This is a genomic window from Scytonema sp. HK-05, from assembly GCF_963872035.1.
In the GTDB taxonomy this organism is placed as follows: Bacteria; Cyanobacteriota; Cyanobacteriia; order Cyanobacteriales; family Nostocaceae; genus Kalymmatonema.
The window spans coordinates 30943-48744 of the sequence record NZ_CAWMYC010000124.1 but is presented as its reverse complement, the minus strand read 5'-3'; the positions used below and the strand labels follow the sequence as shown (position 1 = coordinate 48744).

The 17802-nt window shown below is 43.2% G+C and carries 13 protein-coding genes and 1 riboswitch; of the genes, 5 read left to right on the top strand and 8 right to left on the bottom strand.

Features of this window, described 5'->3' with window-relative positions; genetic code table 11:
* Positions 1-485: 485 nt before the first annotated feature.
* Positions 486-1727: a molybdopterin molybdotransferase MoeA gene (locus AACT52_RS26585; protein WP_073634030.1), complete on the top strand. Its 1242-nt coding sequence runs from the start codon at positions 486-488 to the stop codon at positions 1725-1727.
* A 53-nt stretch (positions 1728-1780) separates the two neighbouring features.
* Here AACT52_RS26585 and AACT52_RS26580 read toward each other — a convergent pair whose 3' ends face one another.
* The gene (locus AACT52_RS26580; RefSeq protein ID WP_233154083.1) at positions 1781-2674 is read right to left on the bottom strand and encodes a phosphotransferase; all 894 of its coding nucleotides are present in this window, start codon (positions 2672-2674) and stop codon (positions 1781-1783) included.
* 225 nt (positions 2675-2899) lie between these two features.
* Positions 2900-2993: riboswitch (Glutamine riboswitch) on the top strand.
* 50 nt (positions 2994-3043) lie between these two features.
* Here AACT52_RS26580 and pirA point away from each other — a divergent pair.
* Positions 3044-3442 carry an arginine synthesis PII-interacting regulator PirA gene (gene pirA, locus AACT52_RS26575; protein ID WP_073634049.1) on the top strand — a complete coding sequence of 133 codons (399 nt, stop codon included), beginning with the start codon at positions 3044-3046 and terminating at the stop codon, positions 3440-3442.
* Between the two features lie 42 nt (positions 3443-3484).
* Here the strand turns inward: pirA and AACT52_RS26570 are convergent, their stop codons facing one another.
* The 6 genes from AACT52_RS26570 to AACT52_RS26545 form a co-directional block, all read right to left on the bottom strand.
* Complete coding sequence (locus tag AACT52_RS26570) at positions 3485-4135, bottom strand: HAD-IA family hydrolase (protein WP_073634028.1); 651 nt, start codon at positions 4133-4135, stop codon at positions 3485-3487.
* A 333-nt stretch (positions 4136-4468) separates the two neighbouring features.
* Positions 4469-5662, bottom strand: a complete 1194-nt coding sequence (locus tag AACT52_RS26565) for an NAD(P)/FAD-dependent oxidoreductase (protein ID WP_073634027.1) — start codon at positions 5660-5662, stop codon at positions 4469-4471.
* 34 nt (positions 5663-5696) lie between these two features.
* Positions 5697-6275, bottom strand: a complete 579-nt coding sequence (locus AACT52_RS26560) for a GNAT family N-acetyltransferase (RefSeq protein WP_073634026.1) — start codon at positions 6273-6275, stop codon at positions 5697-5699.
* A 152-nt stretch (positions 6276-6427) separates the two neighbouring features.
* A complete protein-coding gene (locus AACT52_RS26555; protein WP_073634025.1) occupies positions 6428-6664 on the bottom strand; it encodes a ChaB family protein in 237 nt (78 codons plus the stop codon).
* A 149-nt stretch (positions 6665-6813) separates the two neighbouring features.
* On the bottom strand, positions 6814-7503 hold the full coding sequence (locus AACT52_RS26550) for a DUF1345 domain-containing protein (protein ID WP_073634024.1): 690 nt from the start codon (positions 7501-7503) through the stop codon (positions 6814-6816).
* A gap of 392 nt (positions 7504-7895) precedes the next feature.
* Positions 7896-9269: a phospholipase D-like domain-containing protein gene (locus tag AACT52_RS26545; RefSeq protein ID WP_233154082.1), complete on the bottom strand. Its 1374-nt coding sequence runs from the start codon at positions 9267-9269 to the stop codon at positions 7896-7898.
* A gap of 468 nt (positions 9270-9737) precedes the next feature.
* Here AACT52_RS26545 and AACT52_RS26540 point away from each other — a divergent pair, with 468 nt between their 5' ends.
* Both AACT52_RS26540 and AACT52_RS26535 read left to right on the top strand, forming a co-directional pair.
* Entirely contained in the window at positions 9738-10907 is a 1170-nt protein-coding gene (locus AACT52_RS26540; protein WP_073634022.1) for a cysteine desulfurase family protein, read from the top strand.
* A gap of 156 nt (positions 10908-11063) precedes the next feature.
* Entirely contained in the window at positions 11064-11795 is a 732-nt protein-coding gene (locus tag AACT52_RS26535; protein ID WP_073634021.1) for a DUF1995 family protein, read from the top strand.
* A gap of 273 nt (positions 11796-12068) precedes the next feature.
* Here the strand turns inward: AACT52_RS26535 and AACT52_RS26530 are convergent, their stop codons facing one another.
* Positions 12069-15023, bottom strand: coding sequence for a zinc-dependent metalloprotease (locus AACT52_RS26530; protein WP_073634020.1), 2955 nt, complete (start codon positions 15021-15023; stop codon positions 12069-12071).
* A gap of 596 nt (positions 15024-15619) precedes the next feature.
* Between AACT52_RS26530 and AACT52_RS26525 the strand changes: the two genes are divergently transcribed.
* Entirely contained in the window at positions 15620-17272 is a 1653-nt protein-coding gene (locus tag AACT52_RS26525; protein WP_096549513.1) for a pentapeptide repeat-containing protein, read from the top strand.
* The last annotated feature ends 530 nt before the right edge of the window (positions 17273-17802 follow it).

The window sequence follows — 17802 nt, the reverse complement described above, 5'->3', positions numbered from 1 at the left end:
GGTGGGAACTTAACTGCTGCTAGGGAAAAATCATTAATCAACTGTACGATTTAGCAATCCTAAATGAGCGCGCGAAAATCTCTTCCTCCTGTGTGTTCCACTCTCAGTTCTAATCGGAGGTTTCCTCAAATCAGACTTTTCTGTCCGAAGGCGTGCAGTTTATTTACTAAAGGTCTATTTCACAAATTCGAGAAAACTGCTGTATGAAGAAATTAATAAATATCAATCCGCTTTGCAAGTGCAGTTGCCATTTAGGTGATAAAACCTTAATATATCCTGCTTATCCACACTAGTAGTGACAACGACCACTGGAAGTTGTGTCAGCGATCACTGTTGGTAGGAGATCATGGATAATGGTGGCATAACTTTGTTGTCATATCCATGCACCTACTTGTAACCGATAATGACTCCCTTCGGTGAACTCATAAATTTGCAATATTTTTAGCAGCATAAAAATTAAACGTTACAAAGTCAGAGGCAATACCATGCTGTCAGCAAGCGATGCAGAAGCAATTATTTTAAATTTGGTGCAACCCCTGAATATTGAACAGGATACAGAATTTGTTGATTTGTTGGCAGCTAGCGATCGCATTCTGGCATCTCCCGTCACCAGTCAACTCGATTTTCCTCACTGGGACAACTCAGCGATGGATGGCTACGCAGTACGGTACGAAGATGTGCAGGACTGTAGCGAGGAAAAGCCGGCAGTTTTAGAAATTGTTGCAGAAATCCCTGCTGGGGTGCAACCTCAATCTACAATTCAATCAGGGCAAGCGGCGCGGATTTTCACAGGTGGGGTAATGCCTACGGGTGCGGATACAGTTGTGATGCAGGAAAGAACACGCACAGAAGAAAACCGTGTGTTCATCCTTGCTGCCCCAAAACCGCAAGAATTTGTTAGGTATCAGGGAAGTTACTACAAAGCTGGGACGCAATTACTACCAGCAGGGATTCGATTGCAACCTCCAGAAATTGCTGTATTAGCTGCAGTTCAGTGTACGCAATTGAAAGTTTTTCGCCGCCCTCGTGTCGCTGTTTTGTCTACAGGTAATGAACTAGTCACACCTGACAAACCGTTGCAACCAGGGCAAATTGTGGATTCAAACCGATATGCCCTCTTCAGTTTGGTCAAGCAGAGTGGTGCCCAACCCTTAATGTTAGGAATTGTTAAGGATGAACCAGAAGCACTCAAGGAAGCGATCGCCGACGCCATAACTCAAGCTGATGTGGTTCTCTCTTCCGGCGGTGTCTCTGTGGGAGATTATGACTATGTTGAGCAAATTCTAGAGTCACTAGGAGGCAAAATTCACATTCGTGCTGTTGCGACCAAACCTGGGAAACCCTTAACAGTTGCCACATTTGGCAACGATACACGTCCAGTTTTGTACTTTGGTTTGCCAGGAAACCCTGTTGCTGCTTTGGTGACATTTTGGCGGTTTGTACAAAGCGCCATCAAAAAACTTTCAGGGCTTGCTGAAGGTTGGGAACCAACGTTTGTCAAAGCAGTGGCGCGTCAGGAATTGCGCTCTGATGGTAAGCGCGAAACTTACGTTTGGGGTCAGTTGCGCGTCTTAGATGGAGTTTACGAATTTCAGCCAGCAGGTGGGCTGCAAAATTCTGGGAACTTGATTAATTTGGCTCAAACCAACGGCTTAGCTATTCTACCAGTGGGTCAGACACTTATTTCTGCGGGAGTTGAGGTGCAAGTGTTACAGGTAGGGTCTTAAGCAATTCAAAATTCACGCATTCGCTCATTCAAAAATGTAAAGGCGATCGCAGGTTAACTTAGGCGTGTACCTATAGGTTTCACCTCTCTCGCCAAACCAATATGCGCCAATGACAGGGAGATATCTTTATACTTTATCCCGGCTAACGCCCACTGAAGCTCAAGTGTCCCTACCCAGAAGCGTGCCCGATCGATGACATCCGGTAACATAGGATAGTCGCTTTCCATACGCCTCACAATACTTTCTCCGTAATTACCGAGTTGCACGGCAATGTCACAAGCCGGGTCGCCCAAGCCAGCAGTACCAAAATCGATAAGACCGCTAATCTTGTCTGACATAGGGTCAAACAGGATGTGATACACAGCCTTATCGCCGTCGATCAGTACGGGCGTGTAACTCAGGTCAAGTTCACCAGATACCACAGGCGCAAAAAGTTCGTGTATCCAAGTTTGCTGATGACGCCACAAGTGAGGAAAGAGGGTTTCTTGAACTTGCTCGTATAACTGTAACCAATTTTGGGGCGATCGCACTGCACCAGAGGAAGATACCCCAGCATTCATTAACACTTGATTTGGGATGCTGTGCAACTGTTGGTGAAATCTGGCAAGTTGGGAAATAACATGGGCTTGTTTGTTTGCATTCAGCTTCAGCAGCGTGTTGCGGGAAAGCGGTTCACCTTTAATAAATCTGTAGCTGACAAAGCCTTCTTCTAGGTGTTCAAAGCGCGGAACTCGTAAATCAACATATTTTTGCACCACTTCCAGCACTTTGGCTTCATGAGAAAGAACCTCTTTTCCCCAATCTGTTTTGGCAAAGCGACAGACGAGGTCATGATTAACCACTACCACGTCATTGACCATTCCATCTTGATTAAAATCCAGATGGTCAAAAGAAATATTTGGATAAACAGAACGAATCTTTTCCAGATAAGAGGAAGGAATATTCACAGCGACTCCAATAACGATGACAACAAACAGATAATCAGAATGACTCGGACATTTAGTCCGATTGAAGCGGCTTAACTGATAGGCGTGTTTGTTGTGCTAACGTACCACTGTCGTTAAACTTCCCAGAACTCGTTATAAACGAGTATAACATTATATTCTTTTCATTAATTTATATTACATCTTTCCTATTGTTTAAAAAAAAGTTACAATAGATACAGAAATAAAACCGTTCATCTTTAATAAGCCACTGAAAAATTGATTTTTTCAGTCAGAAGGCTTGTGAAGACGGAAGTAGGGAAATATCCCCAAGGAACGCGCCTCATTTCATTCATAACCTTAGACAATCAATTTCTCAAAGAGGCGAAGCAAATGAAACTCACATATCGTGGTGTTGATTATGAACACAATCCCCTGATCCTTGAACCCACCGCTAGTGAAATCAGCGGAAACTATCGGGGTGGGACATGGAAACGCAACTACCCCAGACATATTCCTCACACTCAACCAACTGCTGAGTTGAAGTATCGTGGTGTGTCTCATTACATCGGCGATCCAGTACAGGTGGAGTTCATGATTTTGTCCAAGCAGCATAGCGATGCAACAAGTGCTGCACAGGTTGGTAAACCAGAAAAAATGGGCGGTGAGTTAACTGAAACTCATCTCACCAATATCCGCCGTAATTTAGAACGTCGCCTGCTAGCAGCAAGAGAAAAAGGGGACCAACAACTCATTCGTTTACTAGAGGATGAGGCAAGGCAAATTGCATGATGGTTAGTTGTTAGTTGTTCCTCGTTTGCCAACAACTAACAACTAATTCTGACGATTGATCCAAATCCCTCTGAGTCCGGCTGCCCTAGCTCCGTGATAATCTTCTGTGATACTGTCACCAATATGCCATGCAGCTTCTGGTGAACAATTATGTTTTTCCAAGGCTGTGGCAAAAATTTTGCCATCAGGTTTAGCGGCACCTGCTTGGGTGGAAATGGTGATAGATTTAAAAAAGTCTCTGAGTTCCAGACTTTGCAAAACTGAGTAAATACGGGAATCGAAATTGGACAGTATCCCCAGTTCAATTCCCAACCGCCGCCAGTTGATTAAAGCTGGTAGGACATCGGGATAGATAAACCACGCCTCAGCAGTCCCGAAGTGGATGTAGAGTTCACTGAAAAAAGTAGAGAAATCGGAAAATTTATCGAGAACGCCTGCAGCCTCAAAGGTGTTTTGAGCAATGTCAAGCCACCAATCAAATTCGCGTTGGGGAATATCTTGTTCTTCTGCATCTGGAAATATGGGTGGTGGCGCAGCTTTAAAACTTTGGATGAATGCTTTGTTTAAAGTATCGGCTGAAACTTCGACGCCAAATTCCTGCGCTATGTGACTATAAATTTCTCCCACACTGCCTTTGACTCCAAAGAGTGTGTTAACAGCATCTAAAAAGATAACTTTCGGTTTTTCCTTCATAAATTATCAGTTATTAGCTATCAGGTATCAGCGCTGACCAAAACAGCCCTGAATCCTGAGTATATAATTTTTATATTTTCTATTTTCCGCAATATTTGGCGCTCAGGAAAAGGTTTTATCTCTCCAAATTTATTCATGGAGAAAAACTTTTTTCCCTTGTTCAATCCCTTGGTATCTGCTCATCGTTACCCACATTTTTCTAAAGCCTTCTTTGTGTCACTGTTAAGTGGATTTGCCACTGACAAAGACTCACTATGAATTAAAAATGTGGGTAATGGCAAGCTTTATCCGTAGGGAATTTACTCAGCACTCAGTACTGATGAAGGCTGATTGCTATTCAGACAGTGCCTCTATAATAGGGCGAGCGAGCCAGTTAAAACCAACTTTAAGTTTATGGTCTAAGGTTGGCAGCCGATAGAGATAGGCAAGACGACGCGCTACGTATGCCAAAGGACCTTCTAGTTTAACGCCTAAACCAGTGAGGGTGGCGCTGTCTATTCCCAGTGCCATCATTTCACCTAAGAACTGATAATGGAAGGGAAGCAGAGGACGATTGGTCAAACTTGCCCAGATGTTCCAAGCTGCATAATCTGCTTGTTGGAAAGCAGCTTGTGCTGTTGCAGGGACTTGCTGACCTTCAGCATCAAGGCAATCTGCTAAATCTCCCAAAGCAAAAATTTCAGGATGATCATGGACTTGGAGAGTTGATGTGGTGCTGATTTGACCGCGCTGGTTTTGCTTAACAGGAAGGTTTCTCACCACAGGTGATACCCGCGTTCCGACTGTCCAAATTACCAAATCCACAGGAATCGTATCTACTTGATTCTTGTACTCTAATGAGATGCTGTCTTGAGCAATTGATTCTACCTTGGTTTCTAAATCGATAAAGACACCCCGTGCTTCTAAAGCTTTGGTGGCTGCTTCTCTGTTGAAGTCTGGGGAGGTTCGCAAAATTTGGTCGGACACTTCAATCAGCCGAAATCGTCCTCTTTCCCCTAGTCTGTCTGCTAGTTTGCAAGCTAACTCTACACCACTGTAACCAGCACCGACAATTGCTACCCTGATTTTATCTGCATCCGATTCTTCTAAAAGTCGCAGGCGTTCTTCCAAACGATATGCATCTGCGATCGCCCGGAACGGATAAGCATAAGATGTTGCCCCAGGGACAATATCCAGTGGTGTTTCACCACCCAGCCCCAACACCAATCGGTCATAGGAAATTTCTGGTCCATCGTGTAAGTGTACCCGTCGCTGATCTATATCAATTCCCGATACAGCACCTTGACAAAAACGTACACCTGTGTTTTGCAAAAGTTCTTCATAGGGTGGGGCAATTTCCCAGGTTTGCAATTCCCCAGTCAAAAGTTCGTAGAGGAAGGGGGAGAAGAGAAAGCGATCGCTTTGATCCACCAGAACCATTTCGGGTTTTTGCAAAGGTTCCCAAGGAAGCTGGCTTAAGCGTAGGGCGGTGTAGAGACCACCAAAGCCTCCACCAAGGATACAAATTCTAGCAGGTTGTTCACTCATCGGTCTATGGGAACGTCGATCCCAGCAGGGTAACTTAATATAAGTGTACTGATTTCTTTCGTTCAATTGCCATTAACCAGCAATTCCAGTACTTTCCCTCGTGCAGTTCATGTTCGCGCAACAGCTTGATTTTAACAAAACCACATTTTTCGTAACAGCCGATAGCGCGAGTGTTCCACACTTGTGGATCTATGACAACTTTTTTGGCTTCCAATTCCTCAAAAAGATAGTTGACAACCACTGAAATCAGTTTTGTGCCAATTCCCTGGCTCCAATATTGGGTTTCGCCTATAAATAAATCCATTGCATAGACATTATCTGTTTCTTCCAGACAATACATTTGTCTGTCGCTTTCAGGTAAGTCATTTAACGAGTAATACTGTAAGTAACCAATAGGGGTATTTTTATAGTAGAAGAGGCAGGGAATGGCTGGATCATTTCCTCTAACTATAGGCTGGTACGATTCTATAATTCTGTCTAAAGGAAAGGGATTATCTCTACCTTCATAATATTTCAATACTTTATCGTCAGTTAGCCATTTTGCCATCAACTGATAATCCTGTATATCATCTTGCATAAGACGAATAGAGATTTCGTCTTTTTCAAGCAGCATATAAAATAGCAGTTTTTTTTAATGAAATCAAGTTGTTTGTGGCGACAATAACTATGTATTGTAAGAAATATGCGTGAAAAATTGCAAATGAGTAAAAGGCGGTTTGTACAAACTACAAAACGCCTTTTTTTTCATATTTAGTTAGAAAGGACTTAATAACCGCCAATCGTTATAGGTTTATTAGGATTGGCAGTTTCGTCTGCCTTGATGTGCCATTTGCCATCATCACCTTGCTTGTACTGGTTCTTGACGCTGTTCCAAGCAACTTGACGAGCACCCTCTTCACTCAATCCATCGCTGTGGGCAGCATTGAATGCCGCAACGAAAATCTGCTGGGCTTCTTGAGGTAGTTGTTCTTTTACATCTTGACCTAATTCATCTATCTTCATAAACCCACTCCGATTATTTAGACTTGGATTTATATTAAGAAGTTCAAGGCAGATTTTCCTCTTTCTGTAAGCAGAGATAAAAAATTACCATACCTTTGGCAGAGACTCAAACAGGAGAGCCAAATAATAGCACGCTTTAGCAAAAATCTTCAAATCAGCGCGGCAATAATATTGATGCTCATAGCCAAAATTGTGGTATTGAAAAAGAAGGATAATACTCCATGTAGTAGAGCCAAACGCCTCATAGAACGTGATATGGTCTGCACATCTGAAACTTGGCTCGTCATGCCAATGATAAAAGAGAAATATAAGAAGTCCCAATAATCTGGTTCTTCGTCATTAGGAAAATCTAAACCACCAGCTATTTGCTCTGTATTGCTATTGCTTAGTTGATAATAAGTGTGTGCGTATAGCAGGGCGAATATAGTATGTACTAGTAACCAAGAACTGACAATCGTCATGACAGCAAGCATGACGTGTAGGCTGAGGAGAATTGTTGATAGATTTTTTTTATTATCACTGAGTAGGAACCCTATTGCCAACACGCTGGCACAAGCAGCAGCAACAATGAAGGTTAAGATAGCTACACGTCCTTGATATTCGACTCGCGCAAAACGGCGCATTTTTTCTGGAGTCGCCCTGATCATTATCCACCAAGTCAAGCCTAGGAAACAGTCAGCGCCTGAGTTCCAAGCACAGAGAATGCGCAAGGGGAAACGCAGCCAAGACGGCAATAGTACTGAGACTAATGCAGCAAAGCCGACAGAAATAATCAGTCGATGTCGAGAATCAGAATTTTTCAACAATTTAGGTGCAACCCAGAAATTATGAATCGTCATTAAACACTACAAAATCACTTTATCATTCAAGTTTGACTACATTGAATTAACCGCCTCAACTCCATTCCATCTTCCATTTCAGTCTTGCAATAGCTTAAGTCTGTTAAAACTAACACCTTTCACCATTTTCAATAGAATTCTTGCAAAAGTCCGTATTTAGAATTTAGAACCACAGATTAACACTCATAGAACACAGATAATTCATCTGTGTCCATCTGTGTCCATCTGTGGTTTAATTTTCATTCCAATTCACTTTTGCAAAAGGTGTTAATAACCGTAGGGTAGACACTGGACAGAAACGACTTTCATCATTAGGACTTACGCAAGAAGTCTCTGAAACTGCTATTTCCACCGTTGTGGTTTAATTTTCATTCCAATTCACTTTTAGAGGTTTATTCTTCTGAATGAGATGTATCGAGGTTTACTGATTGAGAGTTCTGTTCTGCGTTTTTTAAGTCGAGTAATTCGCACTTTTGAGCCGATGGGAGAGTTTTCAACCCCAACTTTGCTGTTGCATAAAGCCGACTAAATTCTTGCTCATAATGTGCGGCAACCGTAGGATTTTGTATAAACACCAAAGTCTCGTCATTCAAGTAATTTCCTGAATTAGACCAGTTGTGACTACCAGTGATAATTAACATTTGATCCAAGATAGCCATTTTACTATGGACTCCGCGATCGCCTATTGAACTTGTGGGAAAACCAACAGTGGTGATTGGACGCTTCCAAGGTTTAACTTTAATTAAGCTATTTTTCTTACCTAGTCGGGGACAAACACCCATTGCATCGTATGCTTTTGAATAAGTTTGTCTGAAAAAATCCGGGTCTATCAGCACTTTGATATCTTCAACTCCTTGATCATGTACACTACCAAGAGTGTCGCTAATCTTTTGGTCTGAATAAACAAATACCGCAATATGCACGCTCTTTTTAGCTTGCTGCACATAGGAGGCAATGATTCCGTTACTGGTTGTTGCGATGTCGTCTTTTGTGCTGGCTGGCGAGAAGTTAACAGTGATAGTTCCTGTGCCAATTGGAATCGTTACGGGATATCTTTTTGGCTTCTGAGATTTAAATAATCCCTGCCACATAGAGTTAAATTCATCAGTTAAAGTTTTGGCAAGTTCGGGGTTATCGGGAACAACAATCATGTTGTTAGGATTGCCACGACTTTCAAAATTTCCAAAATCTCCATGCATATCAGATGTCGTAAAGTTGCCGCTAGATATGATAGTTGTCTTTCCATCTATGACGACAAATTTATGGTGCATGAGTCCACTACCTTTAGTTGCACCGCCAGATGTGTCATCTTTTATCTCAATTCCATTTGAACGTAACATAGCTAAAGCATCAGCAGGATATCGCTTTAATTCTTCATATGCTCGTTTATCATGGCGATTCATCCGTGCAATTTCTTCTTGTTTATATTCTGCTAAAGTTTTGTTGTACTTACTATCTATTATTACCCTCACTTTTACTCCACGCTTATGAGCAACGCTGAGTGCTTCAGCAACTTTGGTAAGCCTAAACTCCATGACTGCTATATCCACAGTTGAGTTTGCTTGGTTGATAGCATCAATAATTTGCTGTTCTAAGTTGTCTCCCTTGCGCTTAATGTGTCGGTAAGGGTCTTCATAGGAAGACGCCGGATTTTGGTTAAAATAGACTTGAATCGCAGCGTCTTGAGGTAAAGGTTGGACAAGCTTGACTTTTGGTGAAGGTTTAAGAATGTTAACGAGAACAACACCACTGCTTAAAAGCAGCAATATGAAGATTGTTCTTCTTAAAAATTTAAAATTTTGTTGCTCAGAAGTAATAAAATTGAAAAGGAGTTTCATTAAAGAATTAGGAAGTATAGCGCATAAATTTAACTCAGTTGGAAAACTGAGTTATATCTTTTATCAGTATTCTTTTAAAGAGATGTTATAACAATACGGGTATTACGGAAGTTCATTTTATTCGCTTGCAATTACTTTAAGTAATGGCACTACATCGAAATTGTTGCTTTCAACAGGTAATGTATTCACCGTGATTTGGACAGTTAATAACCTCACGTAAAGATACAAAGCGCTAAAACTAACTAAGTGTTTTTGTATAGCTGTACAAGCAGGGCAAAAAATCCAACCATATATGTATAGATAGGTATCCACAAAGTTGTAAGAATTTGGCAGATTAACTATATAGTCTGAAAATACAAATAACCCGTTGCCCAACGTGTTCTCACCTAATAGGTTATGCAAATTTATCTAGATTACAGCGCAACTACTCCTACTCGCCCAGAAGCAATAGCCGCCATGCAAGCAGTTTTCACCCAACAGTGGGGCAACCCCTCCAGCTTGCATGAGTGGGGACAACGCGCAGCAACGGTTGTCGAACAAGCAAGAATGCAGGTTGCCCCTTTAATTAACGCACCTGATCCTGAATCTATTATTTTTACTTCTGGTGGCACTGAAGCAAACAATCTGGCAATTATGGGAGTTGCCCATTTGTATGCCAAGCCCCAACACATCATTATTTCTAACGTTGAACATTCTGCTGTTGCCGAACCAGCAAGGTTGTTAGAGTTGTGGGGCTGGCAAGTCACTCGCTTAGGAGTAGATGGTAAAGGAAGAGTCAATCCTCTTTCTTTAAAGGCGGCGTTGCAAGATAATACTGTGTTGGTGTCGGTCATTTACGGTCAAAGTGAAGTTGGAACATTACAACCAATTGAGGAACTGGGAAATATAGCCCGCAGTGCAGGTGTTTTATTCCATACAGATGCTGTGCAAGTGGCAGGACGCTTGCCTGTAAATGTGAAAAACCTTCCCGTAGATTTATTGAGTATGTCCAGTCACAAAATTTATGGACCGCAAGGTGCTGGGGCGTTGTATGTGCGTCCTGGTGTCGAGTTGGTTCCCTTGCTAAATGGTGGGGGACAAGAAAAGCGACTGCGTTCTGGGACACAAGCAGTACCCATACTCGCTGGGTTTGGCGTAGCAGCAGAATTGGCAACTCAAGAAATGCCGACAGAAACGCCCCGGCTGATGAAGTTACGCGATCGCCTGTTTGCCCAGTTAAGAGATATTCCTGGTTTGATTCCCACAGGCGACTGCACCCACCGCCTACCTCACCACGTAAGTTTTTGCTTAGAATATGCCGATGGAGAAAAACTCAGCGGCAAAACTTTAGTGCGACAGATGAATTTAGCAGGCATTGGCATCAGTGCTGGTGCTGCCTGTCATAGTGGTAAACTCAGTCCTAGTCCCGTATTATTAGCAATGGGTTACCCAGAAAACGCAGCTTTGGGCGCTATCCGCATGACACTGGGGCGCGAGACAACAGAAGCTGATGTAGATTGGGTGGCAATGGTGTTGAGGCAGATTTTGCACCGACTATCACCTGTAGAATTGGTTGTTAGTCGTTAGTTAAAACAGTACCAGCCGCAGTGGTAACTGGTAACTGGTAACTGGTAACTGATAATGTACCCTACCCCTGACTTTTAAAATATAAAATTGCAACCGCTATCTGCGTTTATCTGCGTCGAGGGTGCGGTTAAAATCTCAATTCCAAAATTATTTAGCATGACTGAACTTCCAAACACTCTAGAAGATGCAATTGCCCAAGCCCGTGAAGCTACCAAAGCGGCACTCGCAGAAGGGTATAAACGGTTACAAATTGAAATTTTGATTCCAGAACTCAAACCCATGCTTGTGGCAGAGCAATTTCTGCCAGTTTTTGAAGAATACGGTTCCCGACTCAAGGTTTTCTTCCCAGATGCTGGTGGTGCTGCGCTTGCGATACGCGATTGGGCAGATGTGCCGTTTAAGATTCTTGATATTGGTACAGGAAAATTACCTCTTGAGCGCAAAATTGAACCAGAGGATGAAATTTTCTTTCTGGTTGCCCCTACAGCGGTGGAAGTCGCAGAGGTGGAAAAGATGGCTCAATTAGTGGGCGATCGCCCGATAGTCATCTTAAACCCCCGCTTAGAAGATTTGGGGGCAGTGGGTATTGGTTATGCAGCGCGTCAATTACGTGAACGTTTCGTCAATACAATTGAATCTTGCTACTATCTCCGCCCTGTAGATGACGAGACTGCTGTATTTCGCTTTTACCCCAGAATGTGGGAAGTTTGGTTAGAAAAGAGCGGCAAGTATGAAAAGATTGCCGAATTACCGCAAAAGCCATCTGGTGACGATCTGGATTTCATCATAGCTAAGGCACAGTCTCCCTCTGGCACACTGGATACACCAGCAAAAAAACCCAATGTCTTTAAGGGTTTGCAACGTTTCTTACGGGCGTTGAGGAATTAACGATATTGTTTACCGATTGGGTTAAATCGGATGAGTTGGAAACGCGCGATGCCAAAAGTCACCAACCTCGAACCTACAACCCCTACCGATTGGCTTAAATCGGATTAGCCTTAATAGGGTGCGTTATGGACGTTAGTCCTAACGCACTGAACATCTGGGATGGTGCCTTGCGCTACGCGACAACACTACAAAACTACAAAACTAAGCCAAAGCCTCACCTCTTGAGGGGCTACAAAAGGATAAGGAAGATTAAATTCCTAAGCTTGATTTCTACTAATTCGCCTGCACTTGGGCGTTCAAGACTTTGTTAATGCGATCGCGCGTTTCTAGCAAATGCGCCTTAGTGTACTCGTCGTTTGAACTCACGCCATCCAGTTTCTCATTTAATTGTCTAAGTTTATACCAAGCTAATGTGCGAGCATCTTCCGGTACGCGTTCTTTTCGCAAAACCATGCGAGTCAATAAGTCTACATATTGCCGCTGTAAGCCTCGGCGAAGACTGGAAATGACCATCGGCTTGCCGTTTGGTTTCAGAACCTCAGTCCAAATACTGTTTTGCAATGTATCATATAATTCAGGTAAAGACAGAGATTGATTGGGTTGAGTTTTGAGTTCGATGTCCTTAAGGCGGGAAAGGCGATCGCTTGACAGCAAATCCGACAACACCGAACCCTGCATAAACAACACCCAATCATGAATTGGAAAGTCCAAACGACCAGTCCGGGGAGAACTGCCCCAATGCCGCCAACGCGAAGGTGCTAATTTATTCAGCAGTTCTGGTGGGAAGCTGAGAGCATCCTCAGCAAAGACATACTTTTCTATAATCTCTAACGCCTGCCGTTGTTTTTCCACAGGGACTGGCTGAAATGGTAATTGCCCTCGGGAATCACCAGGTTGAACCCTGTAGAAAGACTGACCGCCAACATATTTTGTAATGTAGTAAATATTTTGGAAATAGTTACTGAATACTGTGCCAAACTCTTCTTTGACATCACTAAAACTCTCGCCAGAAGAGAGGTCAACCTGATTGAGACGCTGCCACATAACCCGCGCATTATCCAATTGCCAATGAGAATAAAGCAGCACATTACTGCTGTTATCCCAAGCATTGGCAGTGGGATCAAGGTCAAACACATCTTCATCTGTGGAATAACTCAACTCAGGCTTGTCTGATTGGTTGGCAAGCTTATCCAAAAATGGTTTTTCTGTTGTGGGAGTTGCTGCTGGAATTGGTGTGTAGCCGTACTGAATCGCCCACTCATCATAAGGTCCGATCATCTTGGGAAAATAATCTCCCTGCTTAGTGCCTCGGGGTGCAAGATTTGGTGGAATATAGTCCATCACTGACGTAATCAGACCTTTGCTGCGAGTGATATCTCTATTGTTCATCTGTTCTGGACTCAGCAGAGTGCTTCCACGGAAGTTATGCCTTAACCCCAATGTGTGTCCCACTTCATGAGCAATAATTAACCGTAAATATTGATGAATATAGTCTTTCATTTGCTCATTACTTGGCGGGGCGTCTCGCAAAAGCTTCATTGCCAGTGAACCATAAGCAAATTGGTTAGCAGCTTCCATACCATAGCAAAGGTCGTACTGACCTGCCAGTTTTGATAAATTGTTGGTTAACCCCTCCATTTCCAAATTCTGCGTGGGTTCGCTATTTTTTGCCTCTAATTTATTAGTGCAAAGCAGGCTGCTTTCCATCAACGCAGACAGCGGCGTCTGATTTTGTGTTTGATTGAGTTGTACAATTTTAGGATACTCATTCTTGAGTGCGCGTATAAAGCTGCCATCTACGAGAATGTCTGCATCTATAATTTCACCAGTTAAAGGGTTAACGCGGGATGGTCCCAGAGCAAAATATCCATCTACCGTGTTAATCCAGCGGATTGTGTTGTAGCGTATATCTGCTGGATCCCAGGTGGCATCATCCGGCATTTGACGCACTTGAATTGCATCCTTGAATCCTGCCTTTTCAAAGGCTTTATTCCACATCAAGACGCCTTCTTTGATCGCATCGCGATACTCTAGGGGTACTGCGTTATCAATCCAGAAGACAATGGGTTTTTTGGGTGGAGAAACGGCAGCGCTGGGGTTTTGTTTTTCTAAATGCCAGCGGTTAATGTAGCGGACAAATGGCTCTTTACGCTCGTCGTTGGATAAGTCTTGGTAAGCGGTGATAAAATAGCCTACACGCTCATCGGCTAAACGCGATCGGTAATTGTTGTCAGGAAGTTGCGACAGACTATAATGAACGCGTAAAGTGAAGCCTCGAGGGTCTGGAAGCGCACCAAAACGGAGCTTTTCAATATTGACACGGGTGTTGGTGAAATTCAACACTGACTCGATTTCCATATTTTGGGGAAAGGCTTTCGCAGTTCCAAAATAGGATTTATCTGCGGCTGGAGCAACTCCTAAACTGAAAGATAATCCAGCCAAGTCTGTTAGCAGCACGTCGCCCAAGTCGATGAGAATTGTTTTGCGTTCTGGATGTATGCTTTTAATGGTAACTGAGTAGAGAACTGAGTCACTGAAAGATCGGGCGAGCGATCGCTCTTGTGGATCTCCTTCATTGGTGCGAAAATTGACATTGCGAACCACAAATTGCAATTTGTTATTCACCCGTTGTAAATAAAACAAAAAATCCTGCAACGGCATCCCACTATAGATCCCAGCTTCGCCAATGCCAGATTCTAACGTTGCTGTAGCTAAATAATTTTTATTAAGCTGTTCCGGCTTAATTTCTAGATAAATTTTATTTTTTTCCTTATCTCGATACAGAGTAAACAATCCCTGTAGTATTTCAGTATCTTTTACAACTTTTTCAAACGGCTCTAATTCCTCCTTTTTTGCTGGTTTTGGGGTGACATCAGTTTTTTCATCCGGCTTAGCAGGCTTATCTAGAATGTTCTGTACTTGCAAAAATGGTTGCTGTTCAGCTTTTTTAGTATCTTTAACTACCCACATAAAAGATTGACGCTGTGGTTGTTGCTTCCCATCAATCACCCAGACTTGCTGTGGTGGTAGCCCGAGTTTCTGGAAGTTTGTAGCGTTTAGTGTTCCAGACTGAGACGATTTCGATGACGCAAAGAGTTTTTCACCAACTTTCGCGCGTGTTCTTATACCGGTGTCAACCGTGTTCACAGCCTGTGATTTAGCGCTAGAAGCTGGTATACCTAAAAATAAACAATGCAACACAATAACACAACTAGTAAATCTTCTCATCCAATCTGTCCCCAGTCTTAATTTCTATTTTATTTCCAATATCTGTGTAACAAAGCTGCCTCATACTCTCTTTAACTAAGTGGTAATATCTGTAAACACTCTTTATCGCTTAATGACAAGCGGTCACCTTTCAAAAGCCAGTTGTCGATACGATTTTTCAGCTTTGTTGTAGTCTCTTACAGTAGGAGTTTTCCCAACAATTGCTTCTTTAGCACAGACTTCGTATTATCTTTACATCTGTCTCGGAAAGAAGTAGAGAAGTTAGTATAACAACTGAAATAAAAACAGGAGGTTACTGACAAACGAAAAACTTTTTAAGCAGACATTTTTTGCCCAAAGGCATAGCCTAATACAAAGGAGCTTCCCGCCCTTAATCTGCTTATCCATAGTCTGCATTATTACGTCATTCTCATGAAATATGGTACTAACTCATACGATTTTCTCCAGTGCCTGAAACTCTATTAGGCAAGCAAATTTTTTCATCTCGGCTTTAGTTCATCAGCAGGTGCATAGTATTAAATATGACAATTATGTCACATTTCTCTCAAATTTGTCAGCTTTTGAGAACTTGTGCGAAGGGGCATTGGTTCAAAGAGATGTTAAAGAAAACATTTCTTAGCTGCGAGACAGTTTTGCCTTTAAGAAAAATTCATAATAAGCAGGGCAAAAGAGTTGAGTGTTCCCCAGGCAATTCGCGAGAATTTATATTTCAGGAGAGAGTACGAAAAAGTTTGCAAAAATGGACAAAATCGAAGAGCAGTTTAACCGCAAATAAAGGCGCTCGGCAACTCCATGAAGAGATTTACGAGATATTGGGTGGTGGTACCCTAAAACCTGAAATTTTAGCACAAGTCATGAGAAAGCTCATGGCTAATAATGAATTTTACCCAGTGCGGCTTTTCGAACGTTTAGAAGATTTTTACCGCCGTTGGTGTCAGGGAGAATTTATTGATGCTTCACCTGCTCATAACTTGCCTTTGAAAAAGATGCTGAAGATGCAAGCACAAAACATTGCGATCGGACTAAGGCAGGTAGATATCAATACGGGACTGAATGTGATGATTTTGCTTTTGGAGTTACACCGCTATGCTCAAGAGCGAGATGATCTGAAGCATCAAATTATCTTTTATCCCTCTGGTCAAAGGGATAAAGACCATTTTTTCACTTCCCAACTCCTTCGGATCATTAACTACAGCGATGCAATTGAAATTGGAAATTTTAGTAATGTTGTTGGGGAATTTCTCACAAGAGGCAACTTTAGCGGTGCATACCTTGGTGATGCCAACTTGACGGGTGTCAACTTTAGCCGTGCTAACCTCAATAGCGCATACCTGGGTGATGCTAACCTCACAGGTACCAACTTTAGTGGAGCCAACCTCAGCACTGCTAACCTCGGTGATGCTAACCTCAGCGGTGCTAACCTCAGCGGTGCTAACCTCAAGCGTACCGACCTCAGCAGTACCAATTTGTGTGGTGCGAACCTGAGTGGAGCCAACCTCAGCCATGCTAACCTCAGTAGTGCCGACCTCAGTAGTGCTGATCTCACCAATGTTGACCTCAGAGGTGCCAACTTGACAGGTGCTAACCTCAGAGATGCTGAACTTTCTGGTGCCAATCTTACTGACGCCATCTTCTTTGGTGCTAACCTCAGTGATGCACACCTCAACGGCGTAGACTTCAGTCATGCCGACCTTTGCCGCGCAGACCTCAGCGGTGCTGACCTCAGTGGTGCTATCCTCAGAGGCACTAACCTGAGCGATACAATTCTCTTTAGTACGAACCTCACAGACGCTATTCTCGTCGCAGCTGACCTAAGTTATGCCAAACTCAACGGCGCAAAACTCAACGGCGCTAACCTCAAAAGCGCTATTCTCTTAGGTGCGGATCTCAGTGGCGTAGACCTGAGTAGAGTCATTCTCAACGAAGCCGACCTCAGTGGAGTTCTTCTCACCGAAGCCGATGTCAGTGGTGCTGACCTCAGCAATGCCATGCTTTTTGGTAGTGACCTGAGTTATGCCAACTTGAGCAGCGCTAACCTGAGTGGTAGTAATCTTAGTGGTGCTATCCTCAGTGGTGCCGACCTTAGTTACACTGATCTCAGTTATGCTATTCTCGCTGATGCAGACCTCAGCGATGCCAACCTTGAAGAAATGACCTGGAATGAAAATCTGGAGTGGCAGAGTGTACGTGGACTCGACACCGCAGTTAATGTGCCAGAAGCGTTAAAGCAACAGCTGGGTCTTTTGTAATCAGCGTCTTCCCTTCCAAATTTAGTGTTCATTTAGGTTGGGTGTAGAGATGGCGTAAGGCAAACCTAACCCCCCAACCCCCCTTCCCTGGTAGGGAAGGGGGGAGTCTTCATTGGTGCCAACTTAAGCTAAAACCCTTGTAAAATCTCGTTTCCAGGTGGAACCTGGAAAGGCAATTGAAGCGGCTCTGCCGCTCTTAAGGGAGGCAGAGCCTCCTAAGGCTGCATTCCCAGCCTCAGGCTGGGAACGAGGCAATCTCTTAAAGCTTGTTCTATACTGGTTTTCACCTTACAGCAGTTTTCACGTATTTGAACCACACTGTAAGGGCACAGCAATGCTGTGCCCCTACGGCAAATGTGGTCTATTTACCTGAAAATAGCTGTAAGTTGACACCAATGGGGAGTCTTCATCCCCTCTGGTTGCAGGAGAGGGGGTGGGGCAGAGGTTAACCGAACCGTATTGCCCCAAACCCCACACCCGCAATTGTAAGTTAAACTCTATGTAATCAGTAATTATACAGAGGCTGGCGC